The following is a 22,322-nucleotide window of genomic DNA, read 5'->3' as shown; positions in this document are numbered from 1 at the left end:
CAAGAGTAAAACTATTTACTGTGGCGAGAGGGGGAAAAATGATAAGCGGTTATTTACGGTGATTTTCGGCAGAATTTGCGAAATAAGAGTAGGGCGTATTGAGTAAGAAATTACAGTGGCGACTCTTCGCCGATATATTGAAAGCGGGCCAGCTCTTCACCGGCAATCTCGACAGTTTCACTAAACATACTGGCCGGGCGGGCCCATAAGCCAAAGTCGCCGAATAAAGCGCGGTAAATTACCAGCCATTCGTCGGTTTCACTATGGCGCGCGAAATCAATAACCTGATAATAGGCGCCTTTATAATGCTGATAATAGCCACGAACGATTTTGGGTTCAGCAGCATTCGCGGGTTCAGCAGCGTTAACGGGTTCAAGACTGTTGTTCATACCAGCCCTCAAAAATAATCTGCGCAGACAAACTATCGACTTTGTCTTTGGTCAGTTTACGATAGCCACCTTCGGCAAATAAGCGACTACGGGCATCGGCAGTAGATAACCGTTCGTCATGCAGCTCAACCGGCAAACCATAGCGGCCATGCAGCCGGTTGGCAAATTTTCGGGTGCGGGTGGTAAAGTCCTGCTCGCTGCCGTCCATGTTCAGCGGTAAGCCCACCAGCAACAATTGCGGCTGCCAGTCGGCGATAAGCTTCGCTATTTGATCCCAATTCGGAATGCCATCCTGGGCTTTTAGGGCGTTAAGTAAGGTGGCGCTGCCGGTAAGCTCGTTGCCTACCGCCACGCCAATACTTTTAGTGCCGTAATCAAAACTGAGTACGGTTCTGCTGCTACTCATTACGCGTGGCCAGCCTCAGCGGTTAACTGCCAGGGTTTAATACCCATTTTCGCGGTGGCAGATTGCCATTTTTCGGCATGGCCCAAATCAAAAATAATAGTGTTATCGGCAGGGATCACTAACCAGCTGTTGTCAGCAATTTCCTGCTCTAACTGGCCAGCGGTCCAGCCAGCATAACCCAGTGCCAGCAGAAACTTCTCTGGCGCGGCCGGGGTGGTTAAGTCGATTAAAATGTCTTTTGACGTGGTAACCATCAGGCCGTTATTTAACGCTAAGGTACTGCTGTAACCGCCTTTGGGGCTGTGTAACACGAAGCCGCGATCGCTTTGCACCGGGCCGCCGGCGCATACCGCGCTGCGCGCTACCGGACTTTTACTGTCAAATTCAATTTGTAACTGTTGTAATAAATCGGCTACCGTCACGTTCAGCGGATGGTTAATGACGATGCCCATCGCGCCCTCGGCACTATGTTCGCAAATGTAGGTGACACTGCGCTTAAACATCGGGTCGTCCAGCGCTGGCATAGCAATTAAAAAATGATCCTGGAAATCTTGCATAGCAACCTCACTGTTGTGATTACTGTATTGTCGTTACAGTAATGCGGTTATCGCACTGCAGTTATAGTGCAGGGGTGGCGGCCAGGCGTTGCTCGATAGCATCGAATAACATCCCGGTAATACTTACCGGGTAAGCCGCCTCGATTTCACGAATACAGGTGGGACTGGTGACATTGATCTCAGTAAGCTTATCACCAATTACATCTAAACCCACAAAGATAAGCCCTTTTTCTTTTAACACCGGCCCCAGTGCCCGCGCTATGGCCCAGTCAGAGTCAGACAAGGGCCTGGCCTCACCGCGGCCACCGGCTGCCAGGTTGCCCCGCGTTTCACCACTGGCCGGGATCCGGGCCAGACAGTAGGGCACCGGCTCGCCGTCAACCACCAAAATACGTTTATCACCTTCAGTTATCTTGGCAATATACTGTTGTGCCATGGCATAGCGGCTGCCATGTTCTGTTAAGGTTTCAATAATCACACTGACATTAGCATCACCGGGTTTCAGCCGGAAAATAGACGCGCCGCCCATGCCGTCCAGCGGTTTTAAAATAACGTCCTGCTCGGCCTGATAAAACGCTTTTAAGCGCGCAGCGTCGCGGCTGACCAGGGTTTTCGGGGTAAACTGACTAAACCAGGCGGTATAGAGTTTTTCGTTAGCATCACGCAGGCTTTGTGGTTTATTAACAATAAGGCTGCCAGCTTGCTCGGCCCGCTCCAGGATGTACGTGGCGTAAATATATTCGGTATCGAACGGCGGGTCTTTACGCATGAGTATGACGTTTAAATCGGCCAGGGCGATGTCCTGTTCTTTATTAAACTGATACCAGCTGTGTTTGTCTTCCCGCAATGTCAGGGTTTTGGTGGTGGCCCGGGCTTCCCCTTCCAACAGGTATAAGTCGGCCATTTCCATATAATGGATTTCATAGCCGCGATGCTGGGCTTCCAGCAACATGGCAAAGCTGGAATCTTTTTTAATATTAATCTGGCTGATGGGGTCCATTACTACCCCCAGTTTAATTGCGGTCATACTTACCTCAGGCGAGATCGCCAAATTGCAATTGTAAGGCGCTGATTGCGCTCAGCGCTGCTGTTTCAGTACGAAGTACCCGTGGCCCTAACTGAATACCGGTAAAACCGGCGTTGCTGGTTGCCGCAACCTCAGTATCAGTAAAGCCACCTTCCGGGCCGATAACCAGCCGGATATGTTGGCTGACTGTTAAGGTTTTAATGGTGGCGCTTGCCCGTGGATCCAAGGTCAGCTGCAATGAATTTGTACTTTGGCCCAGCCACTGGTCTAAATTGACAGCCTGGTGTACCGTAGGAACAACGCTGCGACCGCTCTGCTCGCAGGCACTGATGGCGATTTTTTGCCATTGCTCATTGCGTTTACTTAGCCGCTCCCCGTCCAGTTTTACGCCGCAGCGTTCGGTAAACAGCGGGGTGATTTCCGTTACCCCTAACTCAACGGCTTTTTGAATGGCAAAATCCATCCGATCACCGCGCGAGATAGCCTGACCCAGATGAATATGCAGAGGTGACTCTACCGGGTTGGCCTGCGCATCAGTAATGTTAACCGATACCTGCTTTTTACTGACTTCAGTAATAGTGGCAGCGTAGTTATGGCCATCGCCATTAAACAGTTGCAGCGCCTGACCGGCTTGCATCCGCAGCACCCGGCCGACATGGTTGGCAGCGTCATCATCAAGTTGCAACGACTGGTTTACTGTCAGACTTTGGGGGGTATAAATTCGGGGGATCCGCATAGCAACTGCTCTTGCTTAAAAGTGCTTAATGGTAGCAGGGAATTATGCTTTCCAAAATAAAAACCGCTGCAATGGCAGCGGCGTTGAAGGGTCGACAATATTTTGGGTTATCGACCTGGCAGGTACTCGTAACTTGAATCAATACCAAGTGGAATATCCAAAGCCCAGAAACCGAGTAAGAAAGCGGTCCATAAAACCAGCATCACCACGGAGAACGGCAGCATCAATGCAACCAGGGTACCAATGCCGCTATTTTTGACATATTTCTGGCAGAACACCACAATTAATGGAAAATATGGCAACAACGGGGTAATGATATTGGTTGAAGAATCACCTACCCGGTAGGCCGCCTGGGTCAGATCGGGCGAGATACCCAGCTCCATCAGCATGGGCACCATAATGGCACCAATTAAGGCCCACTTGGCCGAGGCAGAACCCACGACCAAATTAACAAAGCCCGATAAAAACACGATGCCTACCAACGTCATGCCTAAGGGTAAACCCATTGCTTTTAGGGCATTTGCGCCTTTTAACGCCATCAGTACACCCAGGTTAGACTGGCTGAACGCATATAAAAACAAGGCACAGAAGAACGCCATAACAATATAGTAGCCCATGCCGCTCATGGCATGGCTCATACCGGCGACCACATCACGATGGCTTTTTACTGAACCGGAAACATAGCCGTAGACAATGCCCGGCACCAGGAAAAACACAAAAATAATGGTAACAATAGACTTCATTAATGGTGCGGCAGCCGTCAGCAGTGGGTTAACACCGGGTAATACTTCTTCTGGTTTGGCGGCCCAGGGGGTGTTTTCCGGCAATATGATACTTAATGCCAATAACCCTATTACTGCCAGCATCGAGAGCGCTGCAGCTTTTAGACCACGTAATTCGTTGGGTTTTAATGCCTCCATCGTCACCATTTGTGAGGTATCACCGTCCACCTTTGTCGCTTTTAAGCGCGGCTCTATGACTTTATCGGTAAGAAACCAGCCAATAGCGACAATTAAAAAGGTTGATGCCGTGGTAAAGAAATAGTTGTTAAGTGGGTTGACGGTAACTGACGGGTCCAGAATTTGCGCCGAGGCCTGGGTTAAACCAGCTAGCAACGGGTCTAAACTTGATGGCACAAAGAAGGTTGCGGAAAAGCCACCGGATACGCCGGCAAAAGCAGCAGCAATACCCGCTAACGGATGACGGCCGGCCGCATAAAAAATGACTGCGCCAAGCGGCACAACCAGCACATAGCCGGCATCTACAGCGACATGGCTTAACACACCCACCGCAACCAGCACCGGGGTAAGCAACATTTTCGGCGTAACAGTTAAAATAGAGCGTAAGCCGGCATTAATAAAGCCGGTGTATTCCGCCACACCTAAACCTAACATTGCAACTAACACCACACCCAATGGTGGGAAAGTAACAAAAGTATTGACGATGTTTGATGAAAAATTAGTTAAGGCGTTGCCTGATAGTAAATTGACAATCTGGATGGGTTCACCGGTAGTCGGGTGAAGTTCGCTAAAGCTTACTCCAGACAATAGCCAGGACAGTACCCAGACAATAACCATCAATAAAGCAAATAATACTGCTGGATCGGGTAATTTATTCCCCACCACTTCTATCGTGTTGAGCGCACGATTCATCCAGCCGTTTTTTTCTACGGCGGTAATTTGTTCAGACATAGATTTTCCTTTGACCTTTTTGTCTTTCTTATCTTTTTAGTTTGTCAGCTGCTATCGCTTGCAGCTTACCCCTGGAAGGTAAAACGCCTTTATCATACACAAAACGTTGGTATTGGTAAGCGTAAAATAAGCTGAAGTGCTAATAAAAACGGAAAAGGAGAGCCTGAGCTCTCCTTTTTACCCTTCGTCTTTCAACGATTATTTGGCGTATTGGCGCAGTAAATCAGCTTTGTCGGTTTGCTCCCATGGGAACTCGCTGCGGCCAAAGTGACCGTAGGCCGCAGTGGCACCGTAAATAGGCCGCTCCAGGTCCAGCATTTCAATCAGGCCATAAGGGCGCAGGTCGAAGTGTTCGCGTACCAGTTTAATTAACTGCTCTTCGCTCAGCTTGCTGGTGCCAAAGGTTTCCAGGCTGATAGAGGTTGGCTCGGCAACGCCAATTGCATAGGACACCTGCAACTCACAACGGTCAGCTAAGCCTGCTGCTACAATATTTTTCGCAACATAGCGGGCAGCATATGCCGCTGAGCGGTCAACTTTTGACGGATCTTTACCCGAGAAAGCGCCACCACCATGGCGGGCCATACCACCATAAGTATCGACGATAATTTTGCGGCCGGTTAAGCCGCAGTCGCCCATTGGGCCGCCAATAACAAAACGGCCGGTCGGGTTAATAAAGTATTTGGTTTTGCTGGTTAACCACTCTGCCGGTAATACCGGTTTAATAATGGTTTCCATTACTGCTTCGCGCAGGTTTTCGGTGCTGATGGTGTCGCAGTGCTGAGTAGATAACACCACGGCATCAATACCTACCGGCTTACCGTCTTCATAAATAAAACTTAACTGTGACTTGGCGTCAGGACGCAACCAGGGCAGGGTGCCATCTTTACGCACCTGCGCCTGACGTTGCACCAAGCGGTGGGCATAGGTAACAGGAGCTGGCATTAACACGTCGGTCTCATTGCTGGCATAGCCAAACATTAAACCCTGGTCGCCGGCACCTTGCTCGCGTGGGTCGGTTTTATCCACGCCCTGATTAATATCCGGTGATTGCTTACCAATGGCATTGAGTACTGCACAGGAATCGGCATCAAAGCCCATATCTGAATGGGTGTAACCAATTTCACGCACGGTTTTGCGGGTCAGCTCTTCAATATCGACCCAGGCGGTGGTGGTAATTTCACCACCTACCAGCACCATACCGGTTTTTACAAACGTTTCGCAGGCAACACGGGCTTTCGGGTCTTGTTCCAGAATTGCATCTAATACTGCATCGGAGATTTGATCGGCGATTTTGTCCGGATGTCCTTCAGATACCGACTCAGAAGTAAAAATATGTTGTGCCATCTGTTGTGTTCCACCAAAGTTGGTTAATTCATCACGCTGGGGGCCAAAATACTAGTGTGCATACTTTTGTGTATATAGCTGAAACTCAGCCTGCACGTCGCCGCCAGAAAAATAGCCGCTTATTTTAGTGAAACAGACCGGCCTTGGCTAGTAATATTTGACGCCCAGACGTCTTTAATGCCAAAGTTTACGGTAAAGTTAACAGGCCGATCACTTCAGGCCGGAAAATAGTCGCTGCCGCGGATTATCATTTGCCATCTGGCTGGCAGTAAGTGAAAATAAGGCCCAGTTTTATGCCGTCCCCAATAAAGACACTAGCAGGAGCTACAATGCCATCTCGTAAACAACTCGCCAATGCAATCCGTGCCCTAAGTATGGATGCCGTTCAAAAAGCAAAATCAGGCCACCCTGGTGCCCCTATGGGCATGGCAGATATTGCTGAAGTACTCTGGCGGGATTACCTGAAGCATAACCCTGCAAACCCGGCCTGGGCCGACCGTGACCGCTTTGTGTTGTCAAATGGCCATGGCTCTATGCTGCTGTATTCATTGTTGCATCTCAGCGGTTATGATTTAACCATTGACGATTTAAAACAATTCCGCCAGTTGCATTCCAGAACTCCGGGTCACCCGGAATATGGCTATGCGCCAGGCGTAGAGACCACCACGGGCCCGCTGGGGCAGGGTATTACCAATGCAGTCGGCATGGCGCTGGCAGAAAAAGCACTGGCAGCCCAGTTTAACCAGCCAGACTTCCCGATAGTGGATCACCACACCTATGTGTTTTTAGGTGACGGCTGTTTAATGGAAGGCATTTCGCATGAAGCCTGTTCGATTGCCGGTACCCTGGGCTTAAATAAGCTGATTGCATTCTGGGATGACAATGGTATTTCGATTGACGGCCATGTTGAAGGCTGGTTTACCGACGATACCCCGGCCCGTTTTGCTGCCTATGGCTGGCACGTTATTGCTAATGTTGACGGTCACAACAGTGATGCCGTTAAAGCAGCAATAGCCGAGGCACAAGCCCAGACGGACAAACCAACCCTTATTTGCTGTAAAACGGTAATTGGTTATGGCTCACCGAATAAAGGTGGCAGCCATGATTGTCATGGTGCGCCGTTAGGCGATACTGAAATAGCGGCGTCGCGTGATTATCTGCAATGGCCCCATGCACCTTTTGAGATACCGGCGGATATTTACGCACAGTGGGATGCCAACAGTAAAGGCGCCGCAGCAGAACAGCAGTGGAACACTTTGTTTGCTGCTTATAAAAAGGCGCACCCGGAACTGGCTGCCGAGTTCAGCCGCCGCACTCGCCGGTGAGTTACCGGCTAACTGGGCCGAGCAATCACAGGCTTACATCGAAAAGTTGCAAGCCAACCCGGCGACTATTGCCAGCCGTAAGGCCTCTCAAAATGCATTAAACGCCTTTGGCCCTTTGTTGCCTGAGTTGATGGGTGGCTCTGCTGATTTAGCTGGCTCAAACCTGACCATCTGGGACAACTCTAAGCCACTGACAGCTAACGACGCCAGCGGCAACTACATTTATTATGGTGTGCGCGAGTTTGGTATGTCGGCGATGATGAATGGCATTGCCTTGCATGGCGGTTTTGTGCCTTATGGCGCCACCTTTTTAATGTTTATGGAATACGCCCGCAACGCGGTGCGAATGGCCGCATTAATGAAGCAACGGGTGATTTTTGTTTATACGCACGACTCAATTGGTTTAGGTGAAGACGGCCCGACGCATCAGCCGGTAGAGCAATTAGTGAGTTTACGTGCCACCCCTAATTTAATGAACTGGCGGCCTTGTGATCAGGTTGAGTCTGCGGTTGCCTGGCAGGCAGCAATTGAACGCAACGACGGTCCGACCACATTAATTTTCAGCCGGCAGAACCTGGTACAACAGCAGCGTGATCCGGCGACTGTCAGCAATATCAAACGCGGTGGTTATGTGCTGGTTGACAGCGCGCAACAGCCGGAACTGATTATTATTGCCACAGGTTCAGAGGTTGAACTGGCGGTGCAGGCAGCGAAAATCTTAACTGACCAAGGTAAACAGGTACGGGTGGTATCAATGCCATCTACCGATGTATTCGATGTTCAGGATGCGGCTTACCGTGAAGCGGTATTACCTGCTGCTGTAACCAGCCGCATTGCGGTAGAAGCAGGTATTGTTGATAGCTGGTATAAGTATGTAGGCTTAACGGGCGATATTATCGGTATGACCACTTTTGGTGAGTCGGCACCAGCCGAGCAGCTGTTTAAGCACTTTGGTATTACCGTTGATGCTATTGTAGACGCTGCGGCCAAACAACTGAACGGCTAATCGTTACTAATACACAATCCCGGGGCCGCTTAGCGGTCCCACTTTTATGTGGTGATATGGCAATTAAACTGGCAATAAACGGCTTTGGCCGGATTGGCCGCAATATTTTGCGGGCAATATACGAAAATGGATGGCAACAGCAACTGCAGGTTGTTGCTATTAACGAGCTGGCCGATGCGAAAGGGGTAGCGCACTTATTAAAGTATGACACCTCACATGGCCGTTTCGGTTGTAAGGTGGAATCATTTGCCGGTGGACTCCGGGTAGCCGATGACGAGATTGCGTTATTCAGCGAAGCGGATCCGCTGGAACTGCCCTGGGCAGAGCTGGATGTCGATGTGGTGCTGGAGTGTACCGGGGTATTTCACAGTCGTGAGCATGCCAACTGGCACTTAACTGCAGGTGCAAAAAAAGTATTGTTTTCTCATCCGGCGGATACGGATATTGATGCCACCATTATTTATGGTATTAATCAGCATCTGTTAACTGATGCGATGACCGTGGTATCGGCAGGCTCCTGCACCACTAACTGCATAGTGCCGGTTATTCAGGTGTTGGATCAGCATTTTGGCGTAGAAAGCGGTACTATTACTACTATTCATGCTTCAATGCATGATCAGCAGGTTATCGATGCTTACCATCCGGATTTACGCCGGACCCGGGCGGCCAGTCAGTCGATTATACCGGTTGATACCAAACTGGCGTTGGGCATAGAACGAATTTTACCCAAGTTTGCCGGCAGGTTTGAAGCCATCGCCGTACGCGTACCCACTGTAAATGTCACGGCCATGGATTTAAGTGTTACCTTGCATCAGGATGTCAGCATTGACCGGGTAAATAAAGCACTGCAACACGCCGGGATCGGCATCCTGGCGGGTATTCTGGATTATACTGAAGAGCCGCTGGTTTCCGTTGATTTTAATCATAACCCGCACTCCTGCATTGTCGATGGCTCTCAGACCCGGGTCAGTCATAAACGGCTGGTTAAATGTCTGGTGTGGTGTGACAACGAATGGGGTTTTGCCAACAGGATGCTCGATACAGCGCGGGCCATGCTGCAACAACATTAATGACAAGGAGCAAAGAATGAGCGTTATTCGGATGAGTGATCTGGATTTAGCAGGAAAGCGGGTATTAATCCGGGAAGACTTAAATGTGCCGGTTAAAGCGGGCAAAGTAACGTCGGATGCCCGGTTAAAAGCGGCAATACCTACTATTCAGCTGGCGCTGGATAAAGGCGCGAAAGTCATGGTGATGTCTCACCTGGGCCGGCCTGAGGAGGGGGTGTTTGCAGAGGATGCTTCCCTGCAACCCGTTGTTGATTATTTGGCTGAGGCATTAACGGTACCTGTGCGACTGGCCAGCGATTATTTACACGGCGTCGAGGTAAGTGCGGCTGAAGTTGTGGTTTTTGAAAATGTGCGCTTTAACCAGGGTGAAGCGAAAAATGATGACCAGCTGGCAAAGCAACTTGCCGCCTTATGTGATGTGTTTGTGATGGATGCCTTTGGTACGGCCCACCGGGCACAAGCATCTACGCATGGTGTGGCAAAATTTGCCCCCGTTGCCTGTGCCGGGCCATTATTAGTAGCAGAGCTGGATGCGTTGGGTGCCGCGTTAAAGAACCCGAAACGGCCATTGGTTGCCATTGTTGGCGGCTCAAAAGTTTCAACTAAACTGACCGTGCTGGAATCGTTGTCAGGTATGGTAGACCAGCTGATCGTGGGTGGCGGTATTGCCAATACCTTTATCGCTGCAGAGGGCAATAACGTGGGTAAATCTCTGTACGAGCCAGATCTCATCCCGGAAGCGAAGCGGCTTATTGAACAGGCCAGAGCGCGCGGCGCCATAATACCTGTGCCAACTGATGTGGTAGTGGGGCAGGAATTTAATGAGCAGACACCGGCCAGTTTAAAGCTGGTTGCCGATGTCGCCAGCACCGAGATGATTTTTGATGTGGGCCCGGCAACTATTGGCCAGTTAACCGATATTCTGAAAAATGCCGGTACTATCGTTTGGAACGGTCCGGTAGGGGTGTTTGAGTTTGAGCAATTTGCGGCCGGCACCAAAGCAGTGGCTGAAGCCATTGCCAGCAGTGATGCTTTCTCGATTGCTGGCGGCGGCGATACCCTGGCAGCTATTGATAAATATGGTATTGCCGGTGATGTATCTTATATTTCTACTGGTGGTGGCGCGTTTTTAGAGTTTTTAGAAGGCAAAACCTTACCGGCAGTCGCTATACTGGAACAACGGGCAGCTAATAGCCCCAAAAATTAAGTTTGCAAAGCATCGCGCTAATGCGATGTCATAAAAAATTCATAATAAAATAAAGACGACATTTTACCTACAAACTGTACCTTAGTATAAAAGAGAGGTTTTCATGGCACTGATATCATTACGGCAAATGCTCGATCACGCCGCCGAAGTGGGTTACGGCATCCCGGCATTTAACGTAAACAACCTGGAACAAATGCGCGCCATTATGCTGGCCGCAGATAAAACGGACAGTCCGGTGATTGTGCAGGCTTCGGCAGGTGCACGCAAATATGCGGGGGCTCCGTTTTTACGGCACCTTATATTAGCCGCGGTGGAAGAGTTTCCCCATGTTCCGGTGGTCATGCATCAGGACCACGGCACTTCACTGGCGGTATGTCAGCGCTCAATTCAGCTTGGTTTTTCATCGGTAATGATGGATGGCTCACTGGGCGAAGATGGTAAAACGCCGATGGATTATGCTTATAATGTTAATGTAACGCGCAAGGTTGTTGAAATAGCGCACGCCTGTGGCGTCTCCGTTGAAGGAGAGTTAGGTTGTCTTGGCTCGCTGGAAACCGGTGAGGCCGGTGAGGAAGATGGTATTGGAGCAAGTGGGGTGTTAACCCATGATCAAATGCTGACTGATCCGGAAGAAGCGGCACAGTTTGTGCGTGAAACGCAGGTTGATGCGCTGGCTATTGCCTGCGGTACCTCGCATGGTGCATACAAATTCAGCCGGCCACCTACTGATGATATTCTGGCGATTGACCGGATTAAAGCGATACATCAACGGATACCGGATACCCATCTGGTAATGCACGGCTCCTCTTCAGTGCCACAAGACTGGCTGGAAGTTATTAATGAGTATGGGGGTAAAATCCCGGAAACTTATGGCGTGCCAGTGGCTCAAATACAGCAGGGTATAAAGTTTGGGGTGCGGAAAATTAACATTGATACTGACTTACGGTTAGCGTCTACTGGTGCTATTCGTCGTTATCTGGCGCAGCATCCGGCGGAATTTGACCCACGTAAGTATTTACAGGCTTCGGTAACAGCGATGGCAGATATCTGTATTGCCCGTTATGAAGCCTTTGGTTGTGCTGGCAATGGCAGTAAAATTAAAGCCTTGTCGCTCGATACCATGGTTGATTTATATACGGCTGGAAAATTGACACCGAATATAAAATAACCAAAATATTTAATGCGTCATTAAATATTAACAACTATAGGTTTAATGACGCTTAAAATTGGTGATAAACCGGCCGGATCATCGTGGTAAACCCTAGGTTCAGGCAGCTGCATGCTGTTGACAACCTGAGTTTTAACTGCAATGATGCGGACGGTTTACCCTCTAACCGAGGGCTTATTGTATCTGAATTTTGCGTCTTAATATTTCAGCGTAAGCCCTTACACTAATCAGGTTACGTTAATCAGCAATAATTGGTTGGGAACTATGTTTAACAAAAAAATTCAAAAGAGTCTTGTTGCCTCAGCGCTGGCTGGCAGCTTAGCTTTTGCCGGTTCTGCCGCTGCAACAGACTTAAAAGATCTACACCAGGCGAATAGCCAGATCCAACGTGCTGCTTTGCAGTCTCAGGAAAAAATCAACACCATATACGAGCAAACTCAGGAATTACTGGGCGAGTACCGTGTTGTCGTGGTGCAAACTGAAAACTTAAAAGTTTACAACGACTTTTTGCAAACACTGGTTAACGACCAACAACGTCAACTGGATTCTTTACAGCGTCAGATGGATGATTTGGAAAATACCAACAAAGGTACTGTGCCTCTGATGTTCCGGATGATTGATGCATTGGAGCAATTTGTTAATGCTGATATTCCACTGCGCACCGAGCGCCGGTTAGAACGTGTTGAAAAACTACGTGAACTGATGGACCGTTCTGACGTGCAACGTTCAGAGCAATATCGCCAGATCCTGGAAGCATATAGCATCGAGATGGGCTATGGCTCAGAAATGGCTGCGTACCAGGGTACACTGAATTTTGAAGGTCAGGAAATCACAGTTGATTACCTGAATGTTGGCCGCCTGGCATTAGTTGCGCAGTCTTTAGATGGCAATGCAGCCTGGGCTTACAACAAAGAAACGAAAAGCTGGGAAGAGCTACCTGATTCATACATGAATTCAATCACCAACCTTATCAAGATGTCGCGTCGTGAAGCGACCCCTGATATGGACCGTGTACCACTTTTCGCAGCGGAGTAAGAATAAATGAGAAAGGCTATTAAAACATTGGTTGTTGCTGCTGCGGTTACTTTATCTGCATCAGTAGCATTTAACGCTGCAGCTAACACCGAGCAGCTTGACCAGCTACTAGAGCAAATTAAGAAAGAGCGGGCTGTTGAAGGCCGGATGAACCAGGAGCGTGAGCGCGCTTTCCTGGCTGAACGTGCTGACAAGCAAGCTTTACTTAACACTGCGAAAAGACAGTTTGCTGATGAAGAAGCTCGCGGCGACCGTTTAGCCAAGCAGTATTCTGACAATGACATCTTAATTGCCCAGAAAATCCAGGAGCTGGAAAGTGCTCAGGGTACTATGGGTGAAGTGTTTGGTGTGGTACGTCAATCTGCCAACCAGGCCATCGGTGTGATTACCAGTTCTTTAATCAGTGCTCAGTACCCCGGCCGTGAAGAGCCATTACGTGCAATTGCTGCTGCAACTGAGCTGCCAACCTTAAGCCAGATGGAAGACCTGTGGGTTGCCATGCTGACTGAAATGACTGAATCAGCCAAAATTGCAAAATTTGATGCTGAAGTCGTTAAGTTAGATGGCGGTAGTTCAACTGAGCGGGTTACCCGTTTCGGTGCTTTCCACCTGACGACTGACGACCAGTATTTGATCCGTAACGTAGACACTGACCAGATCCAACCTCTGGGGCGTCAGCCACAAGGTAAAATTCATGGATCAGTTGCGGAGTATCACAACGCCGCACAAGGCGAGTTAGCCGGTTTATATGTTGACCCTACCAAAGGCAACAGCTTACTGCGCTTAAACCAGCAACGTAGCACACTGATGGAATACTACCACCAGGGTGGCACAGTTGGTTACCTGATCACGGTATTACTGTTTATCGGTTTACTTATTGCGCTTGAGCGCTTCCTGGTATTAACCATGGTTGGCGGTAAAATGCGTTCACAGCTGAAAAACCTGTCTAACCCATCAGATAAAAACCCACTGGGTCGTATTCTGAATGTGTATCATCAGAACCGTTCTGCTGATGTTGAGAACCTGGAACTGAAACTGGATGAAGCTATCCTGCGTGAAACACCAAGTATTGACCGCGGTATCGGTTTAATTAAGTTGTTTGCTGCTGTAGCACCGTTAATGGGTCTGTTAGGTACCGTTATCGGTATGATTCTGACGTTCCAGCAAATTACTCTGTACGGAACCGGTGACCCGAAACTGATGGCAGGCTCAATCTCTCTGGCGTTGGTAACAACCGCTCTGGGTCTGATTGCGGCGTTACCATTGTTGTTTGTTCACAGCATTGTCCAGGCTAAAGCAAAATCAATTTTACACGTGTTAGATGAGCAAAGCGCTGGTATTGTTGCTGCTCATGCGGAGAAGGAGAACGCCTAATGATGACCCAGCTAGTAGGGCTGTGGGAATCGGTACAGGATTTTATTCATACCGGTGGCAACGTGTTATACGTTGTTGCCGTGGTTCTCTTCATCATGTGGTTTTTGATGTTAGAGCGCTACTGGTACGTATCGGCAGTATTTCCTAAGATTAAAAAGGATATTATTGCCAAATGGGATGCCAGAGCAGATACCACGTCCTGGTATGCCCATAAAATCCGTGATACCTGGATTTCTGAGGCGACAAATGACCTTGATCAGCGGATGTTACTGATTAAAACACTGGTTGCAATGTGTCCATTGGTTGGTTTGCTTGGCACAGTAACCGGCATGATAGCGGTATTCGATATCATGGCAACCCAAGGTACCGGTAACCCCCGTACTATGGCTGCTGGTATCTCGATGGCAACAATTCCGACAATGGCGGGTATGGTTGCAGCGTTATCAGGATTGTTTTTCAGTTCGCGGCTTGAAACAAAAGTGAAACGGGAAAAAGCAGATCTCGTTGACAGCTTACCGCATCATTAAGAGAGAATTTTATGGCACGTAAACGTATTCGTGAAGACGAGGAAGCGGCAATCGACATCACGCCGATGATGGATATCGTTTTCATTATGTTGATATTCTTCATCGTAACGACTTCTTTCGTCAAAGAAGCTGGTATTGATGTAAACAAGCCGGAAGCAACCCAGGCGCAGCAAAAACCGTCGGCCACTATCTTTATCGCTATTCGTGAGAATGGTGAAGTATGGATGGATAAGCGGATGGTTGATATTGAGCGGGTTTCTGCCAACATTGAACGTTTAAGAGCTGAGTCGCCTACAGATACTATTATTCTGCAGGCTGATGTTGGCGCTAAACACGGTGTAGTAATGGAAGTAATGGATCAGGTTAAAGCTGCTGATCAGTCGCTTGTAATTACCATTGCCGGGGAGAAAAACTAGTTATGATGCGTTTCCTAACATCGTTAATTATCGGTGCAGTGGTAACGTTTCTGTTGTTTCTGATTATGGCGCTGCTTATTGAAAGCAGCGACAAACGTCGGGCGCCTGAGCAAGAGCGTATTATTGTTGAAATCAATACTACGCCGCCTGATTCAGATACACAGGTGCGGCGGCCTCCACCGCCACCACCACCGCCACCACCGGCTGAGCCACCAAAAACGCCACAGCCAGAGCCTGAGCAGACTAATACCGCCGGTGCGGTTGGTTTTAACATGCCAGGCATGGACTTAGGTGCAAATGTTGGCTTAAATAATCCTGGTTCGTTGTTACGTGATGGCGATGCGACCCCGATAGTGCGGATTGAACCGCGTTATCCGGTGCAAGCTGCCCGTGATGGCTTACAAGGCTGGGTTCGCTTAAGCTTTACCATAATGGAAGACGGCAGCGTCGATGAAGTTCAGGTTATTGAAGCTGAACCACGTCGGGTCTTTGACCGGGAAGCGATTCGTGCGCTGCGCCGTTGGAAATACAGCCCTAAAGTTGTAGATGGTAAAGCACAGCGGCAACCAGGCCAGCAGGTTCAGCTAGACTTTACCTTAGACATGGCCGGAGGTTAACTATGAAAAAATTAACGTTATTAACTTCCAGTTTAGTGTTAGCGGCGAGCTTCAGCATATTTTCGCTTCCGGCAGCGGCGCAGGATTTAACTGCCGCTGACCGCGAGCGGATTGAAGCGCGTAAAAATGCTAAAACTCAGTTGCCCGGAGAACGGGTAGGTCGGGTAATCACTAAAGCGCTTGAGTTATACAACGAAGAGAAAGTCGACGAAGCTATTGCAGTGTTAGTTGACGCGGATCCTAGTGGTGATTTTGATAAAGCATTTCTATATCGGTTCCTTGGTAATCTGTACGCTTTTAAAGATGTCCCGCAGGCAATTAAGTATCTGGAAATGGCAGTAAAACCTGATGTACTGGGTTTTAATGACCAGGCCGCAGCCCTTAAAATATTAGCTGACCTGCAAATTCAGGAAGGCCGTTTTAAGGTTGCGATTGAAAGCTACCGTCGTTGGATGCGTTTTACCGGTGAAAACGATCCTGATGCCTACTTACGTATAGCTAATGCGCACTTTCAGCTGGGTGAGTTTGACAAGGTAGTACCGGCTGCCGATAACGCGATTCGTTTTTCAGACGAGCCTAATAAAAATCATTATTTAATGAAAATGGGTGCGTACTATGAGCTTAAGCGTTATCCGGAGACGGTTGCCACGGTAGAAACCATGGTGCAGTTATTCCCTGAGGAAAAAACGTACTGGGTTTATCTGGGTAACTTTTACACTCTGGTTGAAGACTATACTAAGTCGTTAAGCGCCTTTCAGATTGCCTATTCGCAAGGTTTCCTTGAGAAAGAGTCTGAGTTTAAAGCGTTAGGTCAGATGTATGCGAATAACAATATTCCATACAAAGCCGCTACCATTTATGAGAAGTACGTTAAGAGTGGTCAGATCAAAAAAGATAAGACTATGCTGACGGCCATTGCTTCGAATTTCCAGGCGGCCCGTGAGTTTAGTAAGGCTGCTGAGTATTATGGTGAGCTTGCTAAACTGACTAACGAAGCTGACGCTTATCGCCGGCAGGGTATGGCACTAATGTCTGTGCAGCGCTACCCGGATGCTATTACGGCTTTTAATGCTGCGTTGAGCCGCGATGCTGATCGCCCTGGTAGTATTCATCTGAATATACTGGAAGCGTACTTCTATCAGGGTAAACTGAAAGAAGCGTATGCCGCACTGCAACAAGCGAAAAAAGACCCGTCAACCTCTCGTCAAACAAGAAGTTGGGAGTCTTATATAAAAGACCGTGCTAAAACCAAAGGTATCAGCCTTTAATTCTGGCACCTAAAAAAGCCCGCTTCATGCGGGCTTTTTATATTTTAATTAAGAGATAAGCCCGCTTCATGTGGGCTTTTTATATTTTAATTAAGAGATAAGCCCGCTGAATGCGGGCTTTAATATTTTAAATCAAGAAATAAGCCCGTTTTACGCGGGCTTTGTTGTCACTGGAATGGGTCACAAGCTGCGATTAATCAGCAGGGCTGATAGCCTAGTGCTCAGGGTCCGTGTGGCGTAAGTCGTGCAAGCGGTACTTATCAATAAGGGCGTAGAGCGTCGGCCGGGTAATACCGAGTAAATCTGCAGTTTTAGATAAGTTTGTATTTGCTACGGCATAGGCATGGCGAATAGCCTGGGTTTCTGCCTGTTCCCGTACTTTTCGCAGCGTATCAATTTTACTGTGGTTATTACCATTCAGGCCAAGGTCTGGGGCATCGATAAGCTTATTGTCAGCCAGAATTACAGCCGATTTCAGTTTATTCTGTAATTCGCGAATATTGCCCGGCCAGTTGTGAGCTAACATGGCTTGAATTGCGCTGTCAGTAAAGCCATGGATTTGTGAATGATATTCTTTATTAAACTTATGTAACAACGCCTTGGCAATGATGATGATATCGTGCCCACGTTCGCGCAGTGGCGGAATAGTCAGAGTAATTTCGCTGATCCGGTAATAAAGATCTTCCCGGAAGGTCTGGCTTGCCACCATTTCGGCCAAATTACGATGGGTGGCGCAAATAACTCTGACGTCCGCTTCAATCTCCTGCCGGCCGCCAATGCGCTCAATTACCCGCTCCTGCAAAAAACGCAGCATTTTCGCTTGCAAACTTAATGGCATATCGCCAATTTCGTCTAATAACAAGGTACCGCCATTGGCACATTCAATTTTGCCGAGCGTGGTTTTATTGGCTCCGGTAAAGGCCCCTTTTTCATAGCCGAATAACTCACTTTCCAGCAGATTTTCGGGAATTGATGCACAGTTAATCGCCACAAACGGCTTACTGGCCCGTTGGCTTTGTTTGTGAATCGCCCGGGCAAATACTTCTTTACCGGTGCCGCTTTCCCCCAGTAGCAGGGTGGTAATTTCGGTTGGTGCGATTTTCTCAACGGTACGACAGGCTTTAATCATGGCATCACTGTTGCCGATAATATCCAGCTGGGCACTGTTACTGGCTTTTAAGGCCCGGTTCTCCTGCTCCAGCCCGGTTAGTTTGAATGCTCGCTGGATAATGATATTAAGCACATCGGCATCTATTGGTTTCTGATAATAGTCGTACGCACCCAAAGCGACAGCTTTCAGGGCATGTTCGTTGTCAGTGTTACCGGTAAGGACAATGACTTTACAGTCGGGCTGAATAGCAAGAATTTCCGCCAGACAAGCCAGGCCTTCTGAGGCATTGGCAGGGTCTGGCGGTAAGCCTAAGTCGAGGGTAACAACGGCTGGTTCATAGCGTCTTAGCTGAGTCAGGGCACTGGCCCTGTCGTCAGCAAAAACCAGTTCATAGTCGCTCAGGCTCCATTTTAATTGCTTTTGGATACCCATGTCGTCTTCAACGACCAGTACAGTTTTCATATTACATTCCTTGTATTACTGTTTCACTTGGCTCAGCCAGGCTAAACGAAGATTTTAACGGAAGTAGCAGTGTAAAAGTAGACCCTTGTCCCGGTAAGCTGCTGACAATGAGCTGACCACCTTGTTCCTCAACGAAATGCAGAGCATCGTGAGCCCCGATTCCCATGCCGGCGTTACCTTTGGTTGAGTCAAACGCTTTAAAGAGACGGTTCTGAATAAATTCCTCGCTCATACCACAACCGGTATCGGCGATAATCAATTGCAATTGTCCCTTTTTTTCTGACACGGTTACCGACACCGTGCCATCAACAGCGGTAGCATGTTGGGCATTGTCGATAAGATGAAATAACACACTGCTAAAACGTTCTTTGTCGATGTAAAGGGCGCAATCCTGCTCAATCAGTAGGGTAGGCACCGGCTTCCTTACAGCACAACGGTTGTCGATTACGTCCTGGGCCAGACGGCCGACTGAAACAAGACTGACACTTTGCTGGTCCGGTCTTTTATTGGTCAGTTGGCTGAGCATATTTTGCAGGCGTTGCTGCATTGCCGCCAGGGTGCTGAAGCTGTCGTCAATAAACTCCGGATTGTGCCGGTGTTTATCGGCATTTTTCAGAATAAGGTCGATTTGCGCTTTTACATTTTTCAGGTCATGTACTACAAAAGCCGACATTCTGCTAAAAGCGATAAACTGGGCGTTCTCACTTAACGTCTGACTGGCTTGCATCAGTAGCAGCTGGCTGGATATCTGCTCAGAGACTATAGTCAGAAAGTCTCTTAACTCCCAGTTTAAGCTTAGTTTGTTAACCTTAGGGGCGTTCATAAGACACAGCCCCCATAGCTCACCTTTGGTATGAATTGGAATAATAAGCTGAATATCCACTGTTGTTGTCGCAACATTTTTCTGCACAAAAGGGTCGGAATTGTCTGACAAATCAACCAGCCAGTTGCGGTTGCTGAAATGCTGTTGGTAGGCGCTGATTAACCGACGTTCATCCGTATTTAGGGAAGGGCGCTGTTGCAGTGCCAGGGTGCTGATATTGGTCGCTTTAAATCTGACAATTGCTCCCCGGCTATAACCAATACTGTTTAGCCAGGCCAGCAACAGGCTTTTATAGTGGTCGTCAGGCTGGGTAATATCTATTGCTTGTAATGTCCGGGTAAGCAGCAACCACTTTTCACGATAATCAAATTTATTAGCGAAAAAATGTTTCTCGATAAACACTTTAAGCTTCCGTCGCAGTGTTCCTGACAACATTAAGAAAATAAGGGTGGCGATTCCGAGGATGATAAAGGTTGCCTGAATCAAATTTGTCCAGTCCCCCCCAAAATAGCGGATGTAAAAACCGGTAATAGCCAATAAACAAAGATATACGCCAGCGCCGAGTACCAGTGAGCTTTGCAGCACAATGTCCCGGGAAACATAGACATTAATTCCCCATGCTTTAATCCGCCGTACCGCAATGATCATCAGCGGTAACATTGCGCAATAAACAAAACCCCTGGCCATCCAGATTTGATCGTCGATCCGGCCAAACAAAGCGGACTCTGCCAGCAAGGCAAAGTCGTACAAGGTGGTCACTGTAAGCGCCAGCACTAACGGCTTATATTGCCATTTTGCCTCGCCTGAGCGTCTGTACAGTGCCTCCAGCAAGGCTAACTGTAAAATGGATATAGCTAAGTTACCGGTGAAAATATTGCTGGCACTAAGCAATGAGGTGGAGGAGAGCAAAGTCCAACTGCCAATAGCAATCAGTAAGCCATAGACATGGGGCTGGCGGAAAAACTGACTGACTGTTTTGTTTGCCTGGCTCAACGCCGCAAACAGAAACAATAACAGTATGGCATTTTTGCTGTTTTCAATCAGGTGTGAACTGAGTGTTGTAAATGGCAGTGCCGCAGACCAGCTGTAATAGCTTGCCCAGCCAACGCAGGTAACCGACAATGCCAGTAGCAGGTATTTGGGCAGGTTAGAAACTTTGGTGGTAAGCAATAATCCAAAGAAAAAAAGATAAGCAACCGCTGCCAGAATAAAACCAATTTTGTCTAAGCCAATGCTCAAAAAATTATCCATAAGCGATCGTCTGCTTAGTTGGGCTGTTGCATTAAATTCAGCAAATGCTGGCTTGGAATAGCATAACTAATGCCACTCGGGTCGCTAAGGACGGCTTCTCTGCTGCTTTTAATATAAACCTGGTTAATGATACCGATAACTTCACCTTTGTCGGGGTGGTATAACGGACTGCCGCTATTGCCGGGATAAGCAACCGCATCCAGTTGATACACCAGGTAGGGTTTATCAAGTTGCTTAAGTACAGCAAGTTGTAAGTTGCGGGCATTGTCTACAGGAATAGCGATGGGTGTTTGCGCGGCAATAATACCGCTGTGAGTAGCAGGATATAGCCCCAGCACCTGGGTGATAGGAAAACCGGTAAAAGCCACTGGCGAGCCTTCGGCAGTTAAGGGCGCATCGCTAACGGTTAAAGCTGGTAAGGTTTCAGCTATGGTTAACAGTGCTAAATCATGGGCTGGTGCATGTTTTTGTTGCTGAATTGGGTGTACTTTAAATACTGTACCGTGGCCGGATAATACCACGTATTGTTCAAGCCTACTCTCATCCAGCGGGTTAGCAATGACATGATAATTTGTTGCAACACGGTTACCCGGGCTTACCACAAAACCACTGCCTATTAATCTGATGCGTGGCGAACCCGTTGGATTAGAAATACCAATGGCAACGACAGACGGTTTAACTTTTTGCAGCGTTTCCACAAGTTCAGTTGATTGGGCGGGTAAATTAAATAGTAGCAAAATGCTCAAAAAATATATGTGCTTAACCATAGCAATAGCGCTTTCCCTTTCCATAGTGAACGTTGTCATACTAGCGTATTTGTTTACAAATTGCTCTAGTCGGTGCTGGAAACTTGCCGATATTAGCCCATACTGAAGCAGAACTTGTAATTCAGCTGATAAGGTTGCCGATGCCAAAGGAAATTGTGCCAATATTATCCGGAGGTGGCACTCGGTTAGCCTGTTACATCGGTATATTAAAAGCATTGCAGGAGCAGGGGCTGACCTTCCGCCATTTAGTTGGCGTATCTGGTGGTAGTATCGTTGCTGCCTTATATGCGGCAGGTTGGAGCTTAAGCCAAATGCATCAACTGGCGATGACCACAGATTTTCGCCAGTTTCGGGGAATGTCACTGACCAAGTTAGTCAGACTGGGCGGCCTTAGTGATGGCAATGCGTTTGAAGCATGGCTCGATCATTTACTGCAAGGTAAATGTTTTGCAGATCTGGATATCGATTTACATGTACTGGCAACCGATATTCAGGGCGGAGGGCCGGTTATTTTCAACCGGCAGTTAACGCCTGAATTAAAAGTATCACAAGCTATCCGGTTTTCGATGTCTATTCCGTTGTTTTTTGCTTTTAAACGTTTCAAGCATCATGTTATGACAGATGGCGTTATTTTATCTGAAGATGCCTTACACCGGGATTGGTCAGGCGAGGGCTTACCGCTGGTCTGTTTCCGATTAAAAAAGTGAAGCCGATAGTAAGCCTGTCGTTACCAGCAGGTACT

Annotated in this window: 20 protein-coding genes and 1 pseudogene; 11 read left to right on the top strand and 10 right to left on the bottom strand. The window is 48.2% G+C overall.

Annotation, left to right across the window (positions count from 1 at the left end):
* Positions 1 to 110 precede the first annotated feature (110 nt).
* The 7 genes from KG631_RS12055 to metK all read right to left on the bottom strand — a co-directional run bounded on the left by KG631_RS12055 (position 111) and on the right by metK (position 6,153).
* Positions 111 to 389: a DUF1653 domain-containing protein gene (locus KG631_RS12055; protein ID WP_213999964.1), complete on the bottom strand. Its 279-nt coding sequence runs from the start codon at positions 387 to 389 to the stop codon at positions 111 to 113.
* On the bottom strand, positions 373 to 795 hold the full coding sequence (ruvX, locus tag KG631_RS12050; protein ID WP_213999963.1) for a Holliday junction resolvase RuvX: 423 nt from the start codon (positions 793 to 795) through the stop codon (positions 373 to 375). The genes KG631_RS12055 and ruvX overlap by 17 nt, the downstream gene beginning before the upstream one ends.
* Complete coding sequence (locus KG631_RS12045) at positions 795 to 1,352, bottom strand: YqgE/AlgH family protein (RefSeq protein ID WP_213999962.1); 558 nt, start codon at positions 1,350 to 1,352, stop codon at positions 795 to 797. The genes ruvX and KG631_RS12045 overlap by 1 nt, the downstream gene beginning before the upstream one ends.
* A 61-nt stretch (positions 1,353 to 1,413) precedes the next feature.
* The gene (gene gshB, locus KG631_RS12040; RefSeq protein ID WP_213999961.1) at positions 1,414 to 2,379 is read right to left on the bottom strand and encodes a glutathione synthase; all 966 of its coding nucleotides are present in this window, start codon (positions 2,377 to 2,379) and stop codon (positions 1,414 to 1,416) included.
* A 7-nt stretch (positions 2,380 to 2,386) separates the two neighbouring features.
* Positions 2,387 to 3,115: a 16S rRNA (uracil(1498)-N(3))-methyltransferase gene (rsmE, locus tag KG631_RS12035; protein ID WP_213999960.1), complete on the bottom strand. Its 729-nt coding sequence runs from the start codon at positions 3,113 to 3,115 to the stop codon at positions 2,387 to 2,389.
* A 107-nt stretch (positions 3,116 to 3,222) separates the two neighbouring features.
* The gene (locus tag KG631_RS12030; protein WP_213999959.1) at positions 3,223 to 4,806 is read right to left on the bottom strand and encodes an AbgT family transporter; all 1,584 of its coding nucleotides are present in this window, start codon (positions 4,804 to 4,806) and stop codon (positions 3,223 to 3,225) included.
* A gap of 198 nt (positions 4,807 to 5,004) precedes the next feature.
* Positions 5,005 to 6,153, bottom strand: a complete 1,149-nt coding sequence (gene metK, locus KG631_RS12025; protein ID WP_213999958.1) for a methionine adenosyltransferase — start codon at positions 6,151 to 6,153, stop codon at positions 5,005 to 5,007.
* Between the two features lie 329 nt (positions 6,154 to 6,482).
* Between metK and tkt the strand changes: the two are divergent.
* The 10 genes and pseudogenes from tkt to KG631_RS11975 all read left to right on the top strand — a co-directional run bounded on the left by tkt (position 6,483) and on the right by KG631_RS11975 (position 17,166).
* Positions 6,483 to 8,484 (top strand): annotated as a pseudogene (gene tkt / locus KG631_RS12020) (transketolase).
* A 56-nt stretch (positions 8,485 to 8,540) separates the two neighbouring features.
* Positions 8,541 to 9,554, top strand: a complete 1,014-nt coding sequence (gene epd / locus KG631_RS12015; protein WP_213999957.1) for an erythrose-4-phosphate dehydrogenase — start codon at positions 8,541 to 8,543, stop codon at positions 9,552 to 9,554.
* Positions 9,555 to 9,570: 16 nt separating this feature from the next.
* On the top strand, positions 9,571 to 10,761 hold the full coding sequence (locus tag KG631_RS12010) for a phosphoglycerate kinase (protein WP_213999956.1): 1,191 nt from the start codon (positions 9,571 to 9,573) through the stop codon (positions 10,759 to 10,761).
* A 103-nt stretch (positions 10,762 to 10,864) separates the two neighbouring features.
* Positions 10,865 to 11,929, top strand: a complete 1,065-nt coding sequence (gene fba / locus KG631_RS12005; protein ID WP_213999955.1) for a class II fructose-bisphosphate aldolase — start codon at positions 10,865 to 10,867, stop codon at positions 11,927 to 11,929.
* Positions 11,930 to 12,193: 264 nt separating this feature from the next.
* Positions 12,194 to 12,964 carry a DUF3450 domain-containing protein gene (locus KG631_RS12000; RefSeq protein WP_213999954.1) on the top strand — a complete coding sequence of 257 codons (771 nt, stop codon included), beginning with the start codon at positions 12,194 to 12,196 and terminating at the stop codon, positions 12,962 to 12,964.
* 6 nt (positions 12,965 to 12,970) lie between these two features.
* A complete protein-coding gene (locus tag KG631_RS11995) occupies positions 12,971 to 14,338 on the top strand; it encodes a MotA/TolQ/ExbB proton channel family protein (RefSeq protein ID WP_213999953.1) in 1,368 nt (455 codons plus the stop codon).
* Entirely contained in the window at positions 14,338 to 14,865 is a 528-nt protein-coding gene (locus KG631_RS11990; RefSeq protein ID WP_212682389.1) for a MotA/TolQ/ExbB proton channel family protein, read from the top strand. The genes KG631_RS11995 and KG631_RS11990 overlap by 1 nt, the downstream gene beginning before the upstream one ends.
* Before the next feature lie 11 nt (positions 14,866 to 14,876).
* Positions 14,877 to 15,281 (top strand): biopolymer transporter ExbD, encoded by a 405-nt coding sequence (locus tag KG631_RS11985; RefSeq protein ID WP_213999952.1) that lies wholly within the window; start codon positions 14,877 to 14,879, stop codon positions 15,279 to 15,281.
* A 2-nt stretch (positions 15,282 to 15,283) separates the two neighbouring features.
* On the top strand, positions 15,284 to 15,898 hold the full coding sequence (locus KG631_RS11980; protein ID WP_213999951.1) for an energy transducer TonB: 615 nt from the start codon (positions 15,284 to 15,286) through the stop codon (positions 15,896 to 15,898).
* 2 nt (positions 15,899 to 15,900) lie between these two features.
* The gene (locus KG631_RS11975; protein WP_213999950.1) at positions 15,901 to 17,166 is read left to right on the top strand and encodes a tetratricopeptide repeat protein; all 1,266 of its coding nucleotides are present in this window, start codon (positions 15,901 to 15,903) and stop codon (positions 17,164 to 17,166) included.
* A gap of 214 nt (positions 17,167 to 17,380) precedes the next feature.
* Here the strand turns inward: KG631_RS11975 and prsR are convergent, their stop codons facing one another.
* The 3 genes from prsR to KG631_RS11960 are packed head-to-tail and all read right to left on the bottom strand — an operon-like array spanning position 17,381 to position 21,580.
* A complete protein-coding gene (gene prsR / locus KG631_RS11970; protein ID WP_213999949.1) occupies positions 17,381 to 18,739 on the bottom strand; it encodes a PEP-CTERM-box response regulator transcription factor in 1,359 nt (452 codons plus the stop codon).
* 1 nt (position 18,740) lies between these two features.
* Positions 18,741 to 20,813, bottom strand: coding sequence for an XrtA/PEP-CTERM system histidine kinase PrsK (gene prsK / locus KG631_RS11965; RefSeq protein WP_213999948.1), 2,073 nt, complete (start codon positions 20,811 to 20,813; stop codon positions 18,741 to 18,743).
* Positions 20,814 to 20,827: 14 nt separating this feature from the next.
* Positions 20,828 to 21,580, bottom strand: a complete 753-nt coding sequence (locus tag KG631_RS11960; protein ID WP_213999947.1) for a serine protease — start codon at positions 21,578 to 21,580, stop codon at positions 20,828 to 20,830.
* Between the two features lie 140 nt (positions 21,581 to 21,720).
* On the opposite strand from KG631_RS11960, the gene KG631_RS11955 reads away from it, so the two are divergent.
* A complete protein-coding gene (locus KG631_RS11955) occupies positions 21,721 to 22,287 on the top strand; it encodes a patatin-like phospholipase family protein (protein ID WP_301003783.1) in 567 nt (188 codons plus the stop codon).
* Positions 22,288 to 22,322: the final 35 nt, after the last annotated feature.

Origin of the sequence: Arsukibacterium sp. (genome assembly GCF_018402695.1) — a bacterium.
Classification (GTDB): domain Bacteria; phylum Pseudomonadota; class Gammaproteobacteria; order Enterobacterales; family Alteromonadaceae; genus Alishewanella.
Note: the sequence above shows the minus strand (reverse complement) of the source record. Positions and strands in the feature narration are given on the sequence as shown.